The sequence below is a fragment of the Pseudoalteromonas sp. M58 genome, assembly GCF_042604605.1.
Taxonomy (GTDB): domain Bacteria; phylum Pseudomonadota; class Gammaproteobacteria; order Enterobacterales; family Alteromonadaceae; genus Pseudoalteromonas; species Pseudoalteromonas tetraodonis.
Genome location: NZ_CP152391.1, coordinates 186846 through 205332 on the forward strand (window position 1 = coordinate 186846; position 18487 = coordinate 205332).

At 38.0% G+C, this 18487-nt stretch carries 20 protein-coding genes; 19 read left to right on the forward strand and 1 reads right to left on the reverse strand.

The annotated features are described in order from the left end of the window. From AAGD16_RS16165 to AAGD16_RS16240, 16 genes are all read left to right on the forward strand, one after another. Positions 1-1026: a hypothetical protein gene (locus AAGD16_RS16165; protein ID WP_377115091.1), complete on the forward strand. Its 1026-nt coding sequence runs from the start codon at positions 1-3 to the stop codon at positions 1024-1026. After that, positions 1023-1868, forward strand: coding sequence for a hypothetical protein (locus AAGD16_RS16170; protein ID WP_377115094.1), 846 nt, complete (start codon positions 1023-1025; stop codon positions 1866-1868). Before AAGD16_RS16165 ends, AAGD16_RS16170 begins: the two co-directional genes overlap by 4 nt. After that, positions 1868-6676, forward strand: a complete 4809-nt coding sequence (locus tag AAGD16_RS16175) for an RHS repeat-associated core domain-containing protein (protein ID WP_377115097.1) — start codon at positions 1868-1870, stop codon at positions 6674-6676. The genes AAGD16_RS16170 and AAGD16_RS16175 overlap by 1 nt, the downstream gene beginning before the upstream one ends. An 8-nt stretch (positions 6677-6684) precedes the next feature. Then, positions 6685-7437, forward strand: coding sequence for a hypothetical protein (locus AAGD16_RS16180; RefSeq protein ID WP_377115100.1), 753 nt, complete (start codon positions 6685-6687; stop codon positions 7435-7437). Positions 7438-7464: 27 nt separating this feature from the next. After that, positions 7465-7965 carry a hypothetical protein gene (locus AAGD16_RS16185; protein ID WP_377115103.1) on the forward strand — a complete coding sequence of 167 codons (501 nt, stop codon included), beginning with the start codon at positions 7465-7467 and terminating at the stop codon, positions 7963-7965. A 60-nt stretch (positions 7966-8025) separates the two neighbouring features. After that, complete coding sequence (locus tag AAGD16_RS16190; RefSeq protein WP_377115106.1) at positions 8026-8514, forward strand: hypothetical protein; 489 nt, start codon at positions 8026-8028, stop codon at positions 8512-8514. A gap of 166 nt (positions 8515-8680) precedes the next feature. Further along, on the forward strand, positions 8681-9553 hold the full coding sequence (locus tag AAGD16_RS16195; protein WP_377115109.1) for a hypothetical protein: 873 nt from the start codon (positions 8681-8683) through the stop codon (positions 9551-9553). A 7-nt stretch (positions 9554-9560) separates the two neighbouring features. Then, positions 9561-10004, forward strand: coding sequence for a hypothetical protein (locus tag AAGD16_RS16200; RefSeq protein ID WP_377115112.1), 444 nt, complete (start codon positions 9561-9563; stop codon positions 10002-10004). A gap of 590 nt (positions 10005-10594) precedes the next feature. Continuing rightward, on the forward strand, positions 10595-11368 hold the full coding sequence (locus AAGD16_RS16205) for a ChaN family lipoprotein (protein WP_377115115.1): 774 nt from the start codon (positions 10595-10597) through the stop codon (positions 11366-11368). Continuing rightward, a complete protein-coding gene (locus AAGD16_RS16210; RefSeq protein WP_377115118.1) occupies positions 11362-11949 on the forward strand; it encodes a hypothetical protein in 588 nt (195 codons plus the stop codon). Before AAGD16_RS16205 ends, AAGD16_RS16210 begins: the two co-directional genes overlap by 7 nt. Positions 11950-12056: 107 nt before the next feature. Next, entirely contained in the window at positions 12057-12656 is a 600-nt protein-coding gene (locus tag AAGD16_RS16215; RefSeq protein WP_377115121.1) for a hypothetical protein, read from the forward strand. A 48-nt stretch (positions 12657-12704) separates the two neighbouring features. Then, positions 12705-12971: a hypothetical protein gene (locus tag AAGD16_RS16220; RefSeq protein ID WP_377115124.1), complete on the forward strand. Its 267-nt coding sequence runs from the start codon at positions 12705-12707 to the stop codon at positions 12969-12971. Positions 12972-13031: 60 nt separating this feature from the next. Continuing rightward, positions 13032-13817 (forward strand): hypothetical protein, encoded by a 786-nt coding sequence (locus AAGD16_RS16225; protein WP_377115127.1) that lies wholly within the window; start codon positions 13032-13034, stop codon positions 13815-13817. Positions 13818-13996: 179 nt separating this feature from the next. Beyond that, on the forward strand, positions 13997-14506 hold the full coding sequence (locus AAGD16_RS16230; protein ID WP_081875097.1) for a DUF6795 domain-containing protein: 510 nt from the start codon (positions 13997-13999) through the stop codon (positions 14504-14506). Continuing rightward, positions 14493-15041, forward strand: a complete 549-nt coding sequence (locus AAGD16_RS16235) for a DUF6795 domain-containing protein (RefSeq protein ID WP_327077468.1) — start codon at positions 14493-14495, stop codon at positions 15039-15041. Before AAGD16_RS16230 ends, AAGD16_RS16235 begins: the two co-directional genes overlap by 14 nt. 27 nt (positions 15042-15068) lie before the next feature. Beyond that, the gene (locus tag AAGD16_RS16240; protein WP_010389336.1) at positions 15069-16235 is read left to right on the forward strand and encodes a lipase family protein; all 1167 of its coding nucleotides are present in this window, start codon (positions 15069-15071) and stop codon (positions 16233-16235) included. 13 nt (positions 16236-16248) lie between these two features. Here the strand turns inward: AAGD16_RS16240 and soxR are convergent, their stop codons facing one another. Next, a complete protein-coding gene (gene soxR / locus AAGD16_RS16245; protein WP_377115734.1) occupies positions 16249-16707 on the reverse strand; it encodes a redox-sensitive transcriptional activator SoxR in 459 nt (152 codons plus the stop codon). A gap of 98 nt (positions 16708-16805) precedes the next feature. Between soxR and AAGD16_RS16250 the strand changes: the two genes are divergently transcribed. From AAGD16_RS16250 to AAGD16_RS16260, 3 genes are read left to right on the forward strand one after another with little or no spacing between them, the layout of a single operon-like run. Continuing rightward, a complete protein-coding gene (locus tag AAGD16_RS16250) occupies positions 16806-17270 on the forward strand; it encodes a flavodoxin family protein (RefSeq protein WP_064663726.1) in 465 nt (154 codons plus the stop codon). A 47-nt stretch (positions 17271-17317) separates the two neighbouring features. After that, complete coding sequence (locus AAGD16_RS16255) at positions 17318-17842, forward strand: DsrE family protein (RefSeq protein WP_377115132.1); 525 nt, start codon at positions 17318-17320, stop codon at positions 17840-17842. Further along, a complete protein-coding gene (locus AAGD16_RS16260) occupies positions 17842-18459 on the forward strand; it encodes a GDSL-type esterase/lipase family protein (RefSeq protein ID WP_377115135.1) in 618 nt (205 codons plus the stop codon). The genes AAGD16_RS16255 and AAGD16_RS16260 overlap by 1 nt, the downstream gene beginning before the upstream one ends. Positions 18460-18487 lie beyond the last annotated feature (28 nt).

Consider the following 18487-nt stretch of genomic DNA (forward strand, 5'->3'; position numbering starts at 1 on the left):
TTGCTAGCGACCTATTTAAGTGATCATCAAGCACAATTACTACAAATTAGTAATGCTCAACTGTGCCCGTTTACGTGTGTAGGTCATGTTCGTTATTTAAGAAAAACCCTATTAGAAAGCTGCTGGGTAAACGCAAAAAACAATAATCAAAAAAATAACTTTGAATTGCCCACCACTGAGCAACTAGTCGAAATAATAACTAACACCAAAAACGATGAATTAGTTGCCCAAGCATGTATTGAAGTCATGGCTAACTTGCCACAAAATAAAAATATTATATTTATAAATGAATTACTTAATGAGCCAGCGCTGAGTACCTTTTTTAAAATCATTATAAATAAAGTCGTTATTCAACAGCATAGCTTTAACTTAATTCGGCTATTAAATTTAAACACCTTGTTTTTTGCTTACAGTGCTGATGATGAAATTGCCCCGCAAACACTGGTCACTATAAATCAAATTACTAGCCTTACGCAGCACCACGACAGACAGATATTAACGGCTATTTTTGATGCATTAAGTGAGCAAGCCCATCTATCACCTTTAATGTCGTTATTTTTGTTGTCATTAAATTTTGAGCAAGTAAATAGCTTAAGCAATCATGCTAGTAATACCTTATCGGTTGATCAAACACTGCATATTTTATTACAAAGTGGTTTTGTAAAACTGATTGTTTTAGCCAATTCTTTATTAAAACAAGTAGAGCAACCCGCGTTAATTATTGCGCTAATAAGACGCATGTTAGGTGATAAACTCGATCAGTTAGTTGAGTACGATATCCAGCGACTCGCTTGGCAAGGTGATGAAAGCGCGCTAATAAATTTTCAGCAGCAGTTAAAACATAACTGGCCTAAATATGAAACCGCCATGTCGAGTTTACGACTGATTGCAGGGCACCCTCTTGATGAAGTGCCTAATGCCATTTATTTATCTGCCATGGATAGCTATAGCCAAGGAGTGTTTAATTTATATCGCTATTATCAAAATCTCGCAGCCAATAAAACTCAGGACGAGGTGGCATCATGAGTGCATTTTCAATCGAGATGACATGCTTTTCTGCCCCAAATATTAGCAGCGTAGACACATTATTATTTGAAGATAACAGTGCTGTTTTTAATGAACTGCAATGGCAGTCTTGGGATGCTTGTGTTTACGATTGCATAATTAAATCTAAAGAATTAATGGCAGAAGTCACCGACAGCACATTGCCGATGATTTGGTTACTACCGGCGTTATCATTTCAAGATGAGCTCAAACAGTTATTAACTCAGAGCTTGCAACAGTTATACCCCGATCATAGCAACGAGTTGATTTTTCATGGCGTTACAGCCGCGCACTCTGCTATAGCCTTGGCCGGTGAAAAAAAATGGCAAAAATTTAATGTAATTGCTTTAGATGCAACCTTTAAAGTAAATAAACAGCAGCAGTTTGTTTATCAAGGTGTAGGTGGCGCATTGGCTTTAGTGGAAATGGTGTCTTGTGGGTGGTCGCAGGTAAGCCATGAAATTGCAGCATCTATTGATTTTAGCAAACATAATCAGCTAGCAGGTATGCTTACGCGATTAGCTGAACAATCAGAGAATAAGATTGATCTAATTTTTGCACCAGGAAATGGGGTAGATGATGATAGTTGGCTAAACAATTTACAGCTACTTACTAGCTTAATTGATGAGCACACATATTACGAACTACCCAATTATAAATTAGGGAAAATAGGCGCACTAGAAGGGTTAGTTAATTTGTACCAATTAACCACAAGCCCTGCAATTGTTGAGCATTTTAGTTATGCATTAATGCTCTCTCAAGAGCAAGCAAAGCATCAAGGTGCAGCATCATACTTATGGATAAGTGAGGAAGTAGACAGCTAATGCAAAGTAATACCGTTGTTTTACAAGGAATAAGTTACCCAATTTGCCTCGTCGCTGGTAAAGGTTCTGCGCCGTCGGGCTTTGTTGCTGTAGCAGCTAACACGCCTGAAAGTGCCAAAAATCAAATTGCGCAAATAGGCAGTGCGCTTACAAGCGACGCCGCTAAACGTTTAGACGTTATTAACTTGCTTAATCTTGCAGGAGTGAGCTGTTCGCGTGGTGCGTCTGCACGTGAAACCGCGAGTGTATTAACCCAAGCTTTGGTTGCAGGTACTATTAGTTGTTATCACCAAAAAGTTAAATCGGCTATTCAGGTAAGCGATAACACCAATAGCGGCGCAGCAGGTAAAAAGCCAAGTAGCAAGAGTAGTTCAACAGCCTCAGGTAAAAGTGCCTCTCAAGCGCCGGCTAAAAACAGTGGCGGTGCAAGTAATAATACCCCAAGTGAAGAACCTATCACTAAACAAGAGTGTCGTTCTGATCCAGTTTCTATGCTCTCAGGTGAAGAAATACTGCCGCTTATTGATTTCACCTTAGCAGGCAGCAAACAATTAATTTGGCGACGCCTATACCGTTCATCGCATGCGGATGTATGCAGTGTAATGGGTAATGGTTGGCGACATGACTTTATGGTGCAGCTAACTGAGCACTATTTACCGCCACCTAAAGTAGGCCCAAAACAAAAAGGCACCTACTGGTTAGAATACCAAGATGAGCATGGCGCTAAACACCGTTTTGAAAAAGTAAAACCGGGGCAATCGAGCTATCAGTTAAGCAGTAATTTGGCGTTGCATTACCAAACAAATGGTAAGCAAGTATTGGTAACGCCAGATGATCAGCATCTTACGTTTAAAGCCGGCGAAAACTCATGGTTGCTCGAAAAGGTTATTAACGAAAAAGGCCAAAGTATTGGTTTTTATTACGATGCGAAAGAGCGCTTGCATCGCGTTGAGGTAAATAAAGCACGCGGCTGTATTTTAAAATATAACCCGCAAGGGCTGCTGGCAAACATTTCGGCATACCGTACAGGTGATAACAATAAGCCTGTATTACTTACGCCGCTACTTGCACAATATGATTATGATGAAAACAAAAATCTCGTTCGTGCAACCAATCAACAAGGTGAAACAGAGCATTATGGCTATAACGCGGCTAACTTATTAACTAAGCGTACCCGTGCCAGTGGTTTTAGCCATCATTTTGAATGGGACAGTTACTCATCAAGTGCTAAATGTATAAAACAATGGGGCGATAACAACACCTATACGTATCAGTTTGAATATAATTTAGATGCTGGTGAAACAACCTGTATAGATTCGCGTGGTCATAAAGAACACTTTGTACATAACGCGCAAGGTAAGTTAGTTAAGCACACCGATCCTAATGGTAATGTGTGGCACTACGGCTATAACGCACAAGGCCAAAAAGTTACTGAAATAAAACCTGATAGCAGTAAAATAAAATACAGTTATACGCCTTACGGCCAGTTAGAATCAATAACGCAGCCAGATGGCAGTGTCACTAAATTTGCTTACAACCAATTGGGTCAGCGTGTATTAACCACTTTGCCTGATGGTCAAACCATTACACGTAAATACAGTGTGGCGGGTTTACTGCAAAGTGAAACCTTTGGCGACGGTCGCACAGTACTTTACAGCTATGATAAATTTGGCCAACTAACCCAGCACATAAATAAAAATGGTCAAGTCACTAAATTTGTATGGAACGAACAAGGTGAGCTATTAGCAAAACACCATAACGATGAGCTTATTCGTTACAGTTACGACAGTTTAGGCCGTGTAAATGCCACCATTAATAACGCAGGTTTGTTGACTCAATATAAATACAATGAGCACGGTCAGCTTGCGCAAACTATTGCCTTTGACGAAAAAGACCCTGAGAACAAACAGCATCAATATTTTAGTTACGATGATGCGGGCAGACTGATAAGCTCAAAAAACAGCAAGGGTGATACCACAGAACAACACTTTGAAGGGCTAAGCCAGCCACATTGTGTTATTCAGCCCGATGGCAGCGCACTGCATTTAACTTACGATAAAGAGCGTAACTTAACCGCCATTGAGCGCAGCGACGGCCATGTATACCGCATAAGTTATGACGCTAACGAAAACCCAACGCAAGTTACTGGGTTTGACGGTACGCTACAGCAATATAAATACGATGCCTGCAATCGCTTAACCTCTGTTACACAGAGCGATAAACGCCATGTAAAAATAGAGCGTGATAAATTAGGCCGCGTGATTGCGCAGCATGCAAGTTTGGCAACCGATACTCACATCGTAAATAATGCCAATTACTACAACTATAACCTGCAAGGTAAAATTACTCGTGCGCACAATGCACAATCAACCTTAAAGCAACAGTTTGATAAAGGCGGGCGGTTACTGCGTGCTGAGCAAGTACATAATCAGCAACAAGCGCATACCTTAAAGTATAGTTACGACGATTACGGCAGAAGACAAACCCTTACCCTGCCAGATTCAAGTACGCTTAAATATAGCTACAATAAATTTGGCCAGCTAAGTGCTATTCACTTACAGCAAGCTAACAGCACGGCTGTTGAACTTGCACAGCTTAGCTACGACAGCCAAGGTAATATCCAAACGCAACAATTTGGTAATGACATAACCCTTACTCAAAAGTTTGATGTTTTTAATCGCTTAACACAGCAACAGTTAACCCATCCTGCGCAAGCGCTATTTGATACCTGTACGTACAATTACGACAGCGTAAACCAGTTGATTGCGCGTAAAGAGGAAGGCGTTAGTAGCCATAATATTAATTTTGAGTACAACAGCCTTGGCCAGTTAATTCAGCAAAATCTAGTAAGTTCTGAGAACACAAAAACTACCCAATACCAGTGGGATAGTTTTGGTAACCCAGTTAGCCAATCTAAAATTCAAAATAACCAATTAGCCGAGCAGCAAACTCCTCAGCACAATGATGATAGCGACGCCAGCAATAAGGTTGAAAGTAACCAGTCAGCTAACACAAATAACGTGCTTCACAGTGAGTATAGTGACTCAAAGTCAGCAACACTTTCCAGTGACCTAAGCAAAGACGATGGGGTTATTAAAGGCTCTACAGACGCTGACCGGTTAACTCACTTTGGCGACAGCGACTTTCATTATGATGAATTTGGTAACCAAATACGCGAAACCGGTAAAGGCATAAAAACCCGCCGTGAATACAACGCGTTTAATCAGCTAAGTTGCTTTAACAATAACGGTACGCTTACCCAATACGATTACGACCCACTGGGGCGTCGTATTGCCAAGCATACCGAGCAGGGTAAAATAGACTACATTTGGGATAACGACCAGCTAATTGGCGAATACCAACACGGTGAATATACCTGGTATATTAACCTGCCTAATCAATTTCACCCAGTCGCGCTGATTAAACAAGGCGAGGTCTATTACTACCACCTAGACCAATTGAATACCCCACGCTTTGTAACCAATAACAAAGCAGAAGTCGTGTGGGAAAACCAAGCCGATGTGTATGGTTATGAAGAGCTTGAAGCAGACGCTGACTTTAGTAAAGAAAATAGCTTCACTCAGCCAATTCGTTTTCAGGGGCAATATTTAGATGAAGAGAGCGGCTTTCATTACAACCGTTATCGCTACTACAGCCCCAAACAACAGCGCTTTATTAACCAAGATCCAATTGGTTTAGTAGGTGGGATAAACCATTATCAATATGCGCCAAACCCGGTGAATTGGGTGGATCCGATGGGGTTGAGTTGTAAAGAAGGGACTGCCACAGTTTTAAAAATCGGTCATGGTAGTGACATGCATTTTGCGATTCAGGTCAAAACAAAGTTTGATACGACTAAAACTCACCAACATGGTGGTACTGAAGAGGATGGCACGAGAACGAATACGCTTATCATCGGCTACGATGAGGAAGATTTTGCAGGTAAATCGATTGAAAAGGCGACGATTAAGTTACCAAATGCGATAGCTGCAAGTGACTTACAAAGGCAGCTACTTAGAGAGGGCGACATGGCTCTCGATAGAGCTGATTGGAATCCAGATAACTTGGACACACCATTATATGATCCTGTTAATCAAAGTTGTTTAACCCATGTATTTGATGTGTTGAAAGCTGGAGGTGTTGAGAATGTTCCTAATGATTCTAACATTGAAGATCGAAAAGTTAAGGTGTTTACGCATAAGTTAATGAAAGGAAAGCTAGACCCTTCTCATAAAAAGCTAGATCAAGACAAAAAAGAGCCTAAATCCGAAGATGCTACTCTTCAAAAACATATTAAAGCAGTTGAAGAGTATAAAAAACACTATGAAGCGCGACTAAAAGATTCAAAAAAGGCAGGAGACCCAGCTAGAAGGCAAGGTGCTTTTAAAGCCAAGATTACAGAGGCTAAAGGTGAACTTGGTGCTTCCATGTATATGGAAAAAGAGTTTTCAGACCCACCACCACCTGCAACCATGGAGATGGGTTTTGGTCCGGGTCCAGGAGTCGATCAGGTATGGGCTAAACGAGACGAAAATGACAAAGTCATAGAGTACTTTGTTGTTGAAGCTAAAGGCCCTGGTGCGAAATTGTTAACTGGTGCAAACAAAGGCGACCAGATGACTGACCCGTGGGTTAAAAATAGTTTGAAATCAATGAAAAAGTCAAAAAAATATAAAGAGAAAAACAAACTAGGTAAAGATATTTTAAAAGCTATAAAAAATGATGATCCTAAAGTAACTAAATTAGTAATTGAAGCCAAAGAGGTCGAAGGTAAAATTATTGGTGGAAAGCTTCAGCCTCTTCCATAGGAAAAAATATGTTAAAACTAAATAATTATGATTTTGAATTTGATGAGTTATTTGAAGAATCGCCTATTACAATAGAGATAAGACTGAGACATATGAGTGATCAATCTGTTGAGGTTGGTATCAAAAAGAGAGCTTGTTGGGTTCTTTCTGAGGAGTACCAAGAGTTGGCGTACGCACACTATGTTTTAGAAAATTATGAAGAAGCTAAGTGTTATTTAAAAAAAGCAGCGCCATTCGCGTATTTAACAGGCTTTGATCCTGAATTAAAAGGACACAACAATGAGTGGACAATCCAAGGTGAGTTAAATGTCGCTCTGTTGTTCGGTGATGACTCAATAATAAGCAAGTTACGAGCTCATGCTGATGACTTTACAACCAGCAGCGTGACTAAAAAAGCTATTTTTTTATATGATCACTTACTAATAAAAATAGGCACAGGTAAAGTACCGCCGGAAGAAGAAATTGAAAATGCGCTTACTGAGGCCAAATCAACTAAAGATAAAGATGTACAACAATGCATTGTCCCTCTGATTGAGGCCATTAAAGGTCTTACCGTTGGCGATGATTTGTTATGGCAATCAAGCATTGACAAAGTAATTGCGTGGCACGCTGATGAATGTAAATACGGTGACTTCAAAGAAGATGGAAATGCGGTCATGTCATTAAATGCGCTTAGTATGGCTAAATTAGGTAAAGACATACATGGCTGGCAGTGTAAAACTGATTCACTTTATTTACCGTTATATTTAATTAATGATTAAATCTTTCACCACTAATTTTAAGAGGTAATGATGAGTAGTGTAATTAATCTTTTTATTGTTGATGAAGATGTTTATCCCACAACACTGAATTTAAGTGATGAGCAAAGATATCAAGAGTTGTTAGATATAACCCAAGATGAAGCTACTAGATGGCAATCTATAGAGCTAAACATGCGTGGTTTTATTCCTGCTATTGAGCTACTAGATGCAGTGGTAGGTGGCCAAGGGTTGTTGCCAGTTTGTACATTTAACTATTTTCCTCATCAATTAATTGGCCCCGATGCTAACATAAGTGGTTCTTTTGGTTTTTTTTCAAGAGAGATGGTGCAAGACCTATTTCCTTTGCTAAAAAAGTATTTTGAGGTTGATATAGATAATAGTGAAAATAAAGAGTTAGTGGATGAAGTTGAGCATAGGGCTGGTGAGCTCGACCCGCAAGCTTATGAGATAGTTCGCGATCGCTACTTTGTTACGTTTAGAGACGCCGCAGAGCAGAAAAAATCTATCGTAGTATTGATTGAAGAGTAAAAAATTCAATCGAATTTAAAAGATGCTTTAATGTTTTGCTTAGATTAAAACGGAGAAAAAATGCCTACAAAAGAAGAGATAAATAAATTTATTACAGCACAAAAGGTGTGTAGTCATTTAGCAAAAAGTATTGTAAATAAAAGCAAGATAAAGCCAATTCCTTACGCAATCGATTTCCTCGATGATAGCTATGATTTAACTTGGTACTGCGATGAATGTGTTAAAAAGTACTGCTTACCAGAAAACGGTATTTTTTTATACCACTTTCCAGAAGATGATGAAGAGGTAACTGATTACGTTAAAAAGTTAGGTGATTTGAAAAGCCTGGAATTTCAAGTAAGTAAATTAAAAGGGTTTAAAGTGTCAGAGAATTATGACAATTCACCTTTTGCAGATTTTAGTAGGGATGAGGCTAAAAAACCATCGCTGTTCAGTCAAATGTTATTTGATTCGTTGTCGGAACTAAATGACGAAAAAGTAGAGCATATGGTAGAGAAAGCCTTAATGGTTCCATTTGGCACTGAGATTGACTTAGATGATTCAAATTAATAATAAATATGCAAATGGCTTTTTCAAGCGTAGAGATTAATAACATTAACCAGTACTTCAATTAACTATAACTGCGGCGCTTTAAATCAAACCTAAAGTACAAATTAGCACCGTTATTACTAATAAAAATTATTAAAATAATACACTTCTATAGAAAAGGAATTTCATGTTCAACTTAAATATGACTGCAAGTGTTGGATTAAAATCAGCAAATAAATCGGCTGACGTACAACTGATACGCTCACTCTTAAATGCTTATGCACGTAAAACGGGGTTATCCCTTATTGTGAATAGTAAGGTCGATCACCACTTTATTGACCTAATTAAGCACTTTCAGAAACAAGTTATAAAAATGGGGAATCCAGATGGCATAGTTTCTGCGAACCGAGGGACTTTTAGAAAGTTAGTTGAATTTTTGTCTAGCATTTATACCAAAGTCTCAATTACAAAGCCTAACTACGGTATTTTAACATGGGATGCTGAGGGTACAGAAGGTGGGGTTTATCACAGCCGCTGTTTCCATGTGCCAACCAATAGGTCTGGGTTAACCATTGGTCGGGGTTACGATATGCGTGAAAAAACATCTTCCAAAATTAGTGGTCAACTTATTCAATCGGGCATCGATAATAAAGTGGCTAATGTTATAGCCCTTGCTGCAGGTAAAATGGGTAATGCAGCTAAGCAGTTTGTTATAGAAAAAGACTTACTTGATTTTGAAGTATCAGCACAGGTGCAATTAAAGCTATTTGAAATTGTTTATAAAGAAATGGAAGCTGATGTAAAGCGGATATGTAATAAACCTATAACAAGTCAAACATATGGAAAAACAGATTGGCTAAATTTAGATCCGAAGATAAAAAATGTTTTGATAGATTTAAGGTTTAGAGGAGATTACCGCCCTGCTAGTCGTAAAATTTTACAAAAACATGTTGCGAACAATGATTTAATATCCTTTAAAGCTGAAATAAATAAAAGTGCTAACTGGGGTGGTATACCGCTTGCCAGGCAACAGGCGCGTATTAAATACATAAACTCATAGGTGTATGATGAAACAATTGATGATTAGCATTTATTTGATTTTTACTTTTTTTTGTACTGAAGCAATAAGTAATGATGACAAAACTTATGTTAGCTTTGATGTTATAGAGATGAATGTGGAAAGGGTTAATGATAACTTATTCCGCTGGATAAAATTTCATCCTGATAGCGAGTTCCCATGTTTAAGATTAGAGATTTTAGAAGCAGGTAGTAATGCGCTTATCAAACGAAAGAATATTTGTAACGTGTATGATGAAGCTTTAAAAGTTACACATGATTTTAAAAAGTTATCATTTTTAGATATCTACAATCTGAGTGTTGAATCTCAGACCCTAACATTTGAGTTGGAGCTATCTCTACTAAGCCAAAATGTGGTTAATATGAATTGTTCAATTAAGATTGAAAATACAGACTTTTCTCCACTTGTTTGTCACCGTTCAGAGTCAGAGTAGTTGGGATAAACTGTGGTGAGAATACCGTTCACATTTGTGATGATTTTAATGATTCAAGTTTTAATGGACATATATTTAACATTTTAAATGTAATAACGGCTCCAAACTATCTAAAATAATTACTTAAATAAATAGGTATGGTTTGGTACGTTTCAAAAAAGCTCAAGAGTTTTGATTAGCTAAAATTTAAAGTTAGGTCTGTGGGGATGGTTTTAATGGCTAAAGGTACCGAAATCTTTTTTTATTTCCCCCATAGAAGCTTTTAAGTAGGTTCTTATTAGTAACGGTTATCTTACTTATAGGAACTGTTTATTCAGGCATGACATTGTTAACACAGTACTTTGATACAAGTCCTGAGTGTCTGTTGGGTATTTTGTTTTCCGTTGGAATTATGTTTTGCCTTTTAAACTTTAAAGTTAGTCAAGGCTCTTTTCTATGTGCAAAGTTATTGAAATACGATGCTCTATTTTTAGCTTTTATTTGCAATGAGCTATGAATATGCAGTTGCTCCTTACAGCTCTGAAAATAATAACGCTATTGAGTTTTATAAATGGTGTTTTGAAAATTTAAATAAAGAACAAGGATAGGTAATGAATAAAATAAACACGGATGTAAACTACAGAACAATGGCGGGCAATGCGCGTTTAGTGATGCTTGGCGAATCGAGCCATAGTGCTGCCGGCTATAAATATGAAGCTATAAAAGCTATTAGGCAGTTAAAGGTTGCGGGTTTTACACATTTTGCTATAGAAATGCTGCCTAGCTCGATGCAGGAAAAAATAGAATTTTATCAACGAACAGGTAAAGGCTTTAACGTAATACAGCAATATTTTGATAAATATTGGACACATGGTGATTTTACTCCTCAAGCCTATGGTGAGCTGGTAAAGGCGGCACGCAATGCAGGAATGAAGATAGTTGCATTGGATGTTTCTGTAGAAACGATGGAAGTAATGGATAGTGTATGCCCATCGACAAAAGCCGTGACTGGAGAGTGTTTTGACGCGCATACGTTTAGAAACGATCTTTGGGCTTATAATTTAGCTACAATCCTCAAGAGAGCTAAGCAGAATAAAATTGTTGCTTTTATGAGTCGATGGCACGCAGTTAAGAATTTAAAGTATCAAATAGGTATTGATTCGTTAATTAAAGAGCACGGTATTCAAAATGTTCGTTTTATTGATTTTATTGGTGGCTTATCTTGTTACAGCGACAGGCCATGTAAGGGCATGTCTAGCCAACAAGAGACTTTGAAAGGACAATACTTCTACAAAGAGGGTTTTCCGTATGAAAGTACGGTTAAATCATTTCAAGTCCACCTACCAGAAAAGCGTATTAATAATGATGGGTCATTCCAATGGTAAAAGCACTAGTGACACTTGTGTTAGCAATTAGTTTTTTTGCCTCTATGGATACTAAAGCATCCATGTTTGCGAATATTGATATTAATGATCCGAACTTAACCGTTGAAATTGCAGCTAAGCAATGCGAAAAAAGCTATATGCACGCACCTAACAAATTAGAAGAATGGTGTGAAAAAGCTTACGAAATGGGCCACTTAGAGTCCTTGTATTATATTGGTATGTATACTGGGAATGGTTCTCGTTATTTGAATGAATTAAATACTCGAATTGAACAAGGTGAAGCTAATGCTATTAACACATTAGCTTGGTTATACCAAAGCGGCCGTTTAGTTAAAAAGGATTTAAGTGAAGCTACACGCTTATACAAGCTTTATTTAGCTCAAGAAAATAATCAAGCAATTACACTTAAAACTTCTACACATTTTGAGTTAGCCACAATTTATAGAAAGCTGGGTATGTGGGATGAAGTAATAACTCATACTAAATATGTAATTAATAATGCAAAAAGAGAGGGTCGTAGGAAGCTTGCACAGAGATGGCGAGATGAGGCCGAAACATCTTTGAAAGAAAGTAATTTGTGAGTTTACACTTGTATTTAGCTTTAGAAACGCAAGCAATATAATTAAAACTGTTATTAAGAGTGTTATTTAGGCGCAGTTAGGATCAATTTAAAGTAGAGCAATGTGACGTGATAAAGTATTTATTAATTAGTACACTGTTTACTTTTAGCTTAATTTGTAATGCAGCTGGCCCTCGATGGGGTAATTCAATAGATATAAATGCTCCAGATTTGACTGTATCAGCTGCCGCAGAGCAGTGCCATAAAAGCTTAATTAACGCGCCTGAGTATCTCGAAGAGTGGTGTGAAAAAGCTTATGAAATGGGATACTGGAAGGCATTGGTTACACTAAGCTTTCATAATGGAGATGGAACTCGATTATTAAAGGAGGCCAAAAAGCGGGTTGCGGCAAAAGAGCCAAAAGCTTATTCAACTTTAGCTTGGTTATATGGCAGTGGTATGTTTGTGGAGCAAGATATTAATTATGCTATTTCCCTTTACAAAGAATTTTTAGCATTAGATGCAGAATTGCCAAATCCGTTAGTTGCAGCTGCGCACTTTAAGTTGGCAAACTTATATAAATCGCAGCAGAATTGGCTTGCAGTAAATGAGCATGCACAATATGTTATTGACCACAGCCCTTTAGCTTATGATAAAGAACGAGCTGTTGATTTGTTAGAGTTAGCTAAAAAAGAAATTTTGATTAAAAAATCATTGAATAAAAACTGATACAAAAAGGAGCTATAAACGCTAAATTTAAGGCGTTATAGAATTATTATGGAACAACAACACCAACACACATTAACCAACCTTGTATACGATATTTACGAGGATCCAACCAAAATTGAAAAGCATCAAGAGCTTATTCAACCACTATTGAGCGATTTAGTCGCAACTGCGCCTGCGGGTTTTGAAGGCATGGCGACGATGATTAATACTCACATATCAAACGGGTTTAAGTTTAAAAACCCTAAAATACAAAAGTTTGAGCTTGAGTCGGGCTTATTAAAGCTTAAAACCTACCTGCAAAAAATAAACCTTTAATTAGTTTCGTAATTGCCAATACTCTCGGCGCAGTGTATTGGCTGTAATCAAGGATGATAAATGACTCTTATAAACACCTGCATTTTAATGCTGTTTTTACAGCCATTATTTGTTTATTTAGCACTATTTAAACAGTCAAAATACAGTGTTAAGCCCAAAAGCTCGTTAGATAATGAAGATTCAATGTTTTTATTTATTGCCCCTGGCTTATCGGTTTTTTATCTTGATCAGTTTTGGGTCGCGCTGCTTTATTTAAGTAGTGTGTGCTTGTTGGGTGTATTGCTAGCTAAAATTGTAGAAAGTAAGGCAAACAAGCGATTGACCAGAGACGATTCAATAGGGTTTATGGTCGCCAGTTTTATCTTTTTTGGAATGATAAAGTTAATTATTGTTGCGGCTGCGTATTTTTTTACCGATGACGCTTCAAGCGCGATAACAGAAGATTTAAGCCCAGCTAAAGAGCCCTCATTGACGATTAGCCAAATGTTTAGTGTGGATTATTTGTATAGCCAGTTTAAACCTACGGTTTATTTTTTAGCATTAATGGTCGTGACCTTAGTGCTCAAAATTATTGAGTACAAGTTCTCTTTGAAGGAGGCGCTTTCAGGTATCCTTATTATGCTAAGTGCTATATTAGTAGGCATTTCCCCACTATTTGGCGAAGCTTATATATTAGGCTTAATTGCTAATTTTTTTATCTTTTTTATAGTGTGCTCTACATGTATTGAAATAGACAAAATAGGGGATGCATCGGGTGGCGCTATTGCTATTTTATATGGCTATATATTAATGATGGGACTTGGGTTTAGCATTATATGTAAGCTGGTTTATGAATTGTTTTTTTAGGGAATGATTTATTGCTTGTTTTTTGCTCTAAATGCTTGCAGTGCGCTTTGTACCCAATTAGAATAAATTTTAGTTGAAATGGGCAATTTCATTAACGCTGATAGTTAAGAGTTTAAAACGTCATTAAATAGCAATACGACACGTGTATTTTGAGTTTAATAGTTGGGAGCTTGTATATTTTGTTATCACGTTTTAAAGCTCACATTTTGGTAATTATATCTATTGCTATTATTTTTACTACAACACAGGCTTATGCAGATATATTTGGTTTTTTTAATAAGCAGGATTTTGTTTTATCGGCTCCGATGAAGGGGCAATTATTAGATAAAGGGCAGCCTGTTGCAAATGCTAAGGTTGTACGTGCGCTTACTTATGGTGATGAATATAAAGATGAAGCAATAACCGATCATAATGGTTTTTTTACCTTCACAGAAAAATCTATAAAAACGAGTAAGCCTGCAAACATGTTTGATAATGAATCACTGGTTCAACATGTTTATTTAGAAAATGGTACGCCTGAGGGCGTTGTTCTTTGGTACATAACCGTGTCTATGCATGATGGGAGTGATACCCTAAAAAGCTTACTCGCTGACTTAGAGTGTGATATTGCCAAAGACCCACAAACATACGACATACCTATAGAAGAAGCGCCAGAGCACTTCTTTACGGTATATGGTGCATGCATTTGATTTATTGGAGATTATATTTTTGATGGAGCGGTTTAAGTTGCCATTACTCATTGTAGTTGTGGCTATTCTAATTTTATTTACTACAACACAGGTTTTTGCAAATATGTTTGGTTTTTTTAGTAAGGAAGATTTTGTGTTATCAGCTCCAGTTGAAGGGCGCTTGCTTTTTGATGAGCAGCCTGTTGCTGGTAAAAAGGTATTTCGTAGACTAAATTATGGCGATGAATATATTGATGAAGTAACAACAAGCAGTGATGGTCGTTTTTCTTTCCCTAAAAAAGTTATCAAAACATCAAAGCCATCAAACATGTTCGACAACGAATCTGTTATACAACACATATACACATTAGATGAGAATGCAAAGGAAGTTACTATTTGGGCAGTTAGGCTATTTCCTTATGAGCATAAAGATACGCTAACCAAATACTTAAGTAATTTGGTTTGTGATATCGCAAATGAGCCAGAAACATTTGATATAGCCGCTAAAGATAATAAGCAGCATACATTTGCAGTTTTTACCACCTGCAAGCTCTAACGTTTAAAACCAATAAAAGGATTTAAAATGAATACGTTAACACCTACTCAGGCAGTCCAATTAGCATCACTTGCTTATGATGCTAAAGAATTAAAAAATACAAAATTATTAAATGGGTTATTGCACGCATCCTTACGAGATCAGTTTGATTTTTCTATCAATAATAAATCCATACAAGGTGTGTCAGGCGGGTTTTTCTCTCATTTATTTGGTTTAAGTACTGGGTTTGGCCTTGTTGCACACGGTAAAAATTCATTTCAAGGTGATTCAGTAATCACAATTCGTGGGACGGCTTCTCTTAGAGATGGCCTAACAGATGCACATTTTGGGTTAAGCGGTGGCTCTAACGGAAGTATGGTACATGCTGGGTTTAATAAAACCTTTTATAGTATGAAACCTGCACTACAAGAGTTCGTTGCTGCAAATATAAGAGATAAAATGACCGGCTGTGTGCACATTGTTGGTCATAGTTTAGGTGGGGCATTGGCTACGCTTTCAGCCGATTGGATAAAAGCAGAGTATTCGTTGCCGGTTAAATTATATACGTTCGGCTCACCAAGAGTGGGGCTTGATAACTTTTCACGGGCTGCCACCTCTCGTATTGATAAAATATACCGCTGTACACACGGCGCTGATCCAGTTACAAAAGTGCCTTTGTGGCCATTTTCACATGCGCCCTACAATGGCCAAGAAATTCGTCTTGATAATGGTCAGGGCCTTAAAGGCGCAGCACACAAGTTAAGTGGTACGCCAGGCTATGTTAATACTGCAAACAGTAATGATTGGGGTAATTTAACTGTAAAAGCAAACCACTTTTTAAGCACGCCGGTACGTTTGAAGTTTGAAGACAGAAATCAAGCTTCATTTAGTTCGCATTGGGCAGATAAACTTGGCGCTGCGTTAGTTACCTTATTAAAAGATTCGGGCTACTACAGTGCTGTTGCGGCGCAAGCAGCCATAGGTACAGGTTTAACTTTTTACGATATGCTCGCGCGAACGCTTGATAAAATAGCCAAAGCGTCAGCTTCATTTGCAACACAAACCTTAGGTTTACTCGGGCACATGTTAGTGTTTGCTGGCAAAGTTATTAGTAAAGCCGTAGAGCTGACTTACAGTTTTATTAAATCGGTATTTGATTCAACTCTAGGGGCATTATATCGCGCTGCCCGAGAAGGCTTAAATGGTCTAGATTAAGGTTTTATAAGCCTTAATCTCGCTCTAACAAAATGGCACCACTTTGGGTTTCACCTAAGTGGTCGCCTTTGTTATAAATAGGGCACTTACTCATTGATAAACACCCACAGCCAATACAGCCATCAACCCGTTCACGTAAACGTTGCATATAAGCAATACGCTCATCAAGTTTCTTTTGCCATTGTTTTGAAAGTGCAGACCAGTCTTTTTGGGTAGGTGTGCGCTGCTCTGGTAACGTTGCCAGAGTTTGTTTAATTTCTTCTAGCGTGATCCCCATCGCTTGTGCTGCTTTTATAACTGCGACTCGCCTTAGGACATCTGGTTTAAAGCGTCGTTGATTGCCACTGTTTCGCCAACTGCGTATTAGCCCTTTATTTTCGTAAAAGTGCAGTGTAGATACCTTAACGCCACTGCGTTTAGCGACAAACCCAACCGTTAAGTTGGCTTCAGTAAGCTTTTTTTGTACCGCCATCACTTTAATTCCTTTTAAAAATTAAATTATTTCTTATTGACCTGAACTTAACTTGAGGTTTTAAGCTTTGCTCCATCATAAGAAAAGGAGCTAACCCAATGCAAGAAAAGTCAGCACACAATATCGCAATCATATATTCAAGTGGACGTAAAAATGGCAATACTACCGCGCAAGTTAATGCCTATAGTAAGCAACAAAGCGGCATTGTTTTTTGCTTAGATGATTATGTTATTTCACCTTATCGCTACGATAAGCAGTATCACAATGATGATTTTTATAATTTGTTTGAAGTGTTACTTCGTTACGAACATTGGGTGTTCGCATCGCCTGTGTACTGGTATAACACCACGCCACAAATGAAAGCATTTATGGACAGGATCACAGATTACATGGATGATGAGGCGTTAAAACCGAAGCTTAGAACTTTACGTCAAAAGCAGTTTTCACTGCTGTCTAATGCCGCATCTCCCTCTGCGCCAGACGCATTTATCGATATGTTTAAACATACCTTTAATTATTTAGGAATGACTTTTAAAGCGCATTCACATGTTCAGGCTAGTTAATCACGTTAAATAGCGTTAGGCTAAACAAAAAGTAAAAAGGATGATGTATGAAAACGTTACTTATTGGCTCAAGCTTACTTTTGGCTAGCTTTAGTACTCTTGCTGCAGAGCCTGCGCCTGTTATTAAAGACTATGGTTATTTTTATAATGTGCCCGAGCATGTGTCTGATTTAAGCCAAGCGCAGTTTAAGATAGCTTTTGATGTAGGTAAAGGCGCTGAAAAGGGCGCGCAAAATAATCATATTAATTCGCTAGCGCGATTTATTAATATGCATGTGGCTCACGGCGTAAAACCAGAAAATATTCAGCTTGCGCTGGTGGTACACGGTGGAGCCAGCGTTGATGTACTGCAAAACAGTGATTATAAAGCTCGGTTTGAAAAAGATAACAAAACCGAATCTTTAATTAAACAGCTGCTTGCTAATAACACGCAGGTATATGTATGCGGGCAGTCGGCAATGCATATGAAGGTAGCAGCAGAACAGCTTATACCTGGGGTGAAAATGGCGCTTTCTGCGATGACTGCGCATGCGCAGTTACAGCAACAAGGCTATACATTGAATCCGTTTTAATGAATATTTTGTGTTTTGGTGATTCCAATACCTTTGGTATTTCTCCTGTTGATGGCAAACGGCTGAGCGAAATTGAACGCTGGCCTACTTTATTAAAGCAGCAGTTGGACACCGGCTTTGAAGTGATTGAAGCCGGGGAGCCTAATCGTACTTTAGTCAATAACCCCCCGTTTATGGGAGATAAATCGGGCATTAAATATTTAAAACCGTATCTGGAAGCGCACACTGTTGATGTTGTTATTATTCAGCTTGGCACCAATGACTTAAAAGCACGTTTTGCACTGTCTGCTATCGATATTGGCAAAGCGCTTGAAGAGTTAATTTTAGCCATTAAAGCCTATTATCACTGTAAAACAATACCAAAGATAATCATTATAAGCCCGCCCAAGGTTCATGAAGTAGGAAGTTATAAAAGCATTTACGCAGGTGCAGGTAAAAAAGCTGAACAATTATCCATTGAGTTCAAAGCCGCCGCTGATCGTCACATGTGTGTATTTTTAGATTGTTATCTGCTGATACAATCTTGCAAGAAAGAGGGCATACACTTACCTGTTAGTGAGCATAGAGAGCTTGCTAATAGGTTGACACCTATAATAAAAAAAGCCGCCGTGTATTAAACACAGCGGCTTTAATTTATTGCTTAGG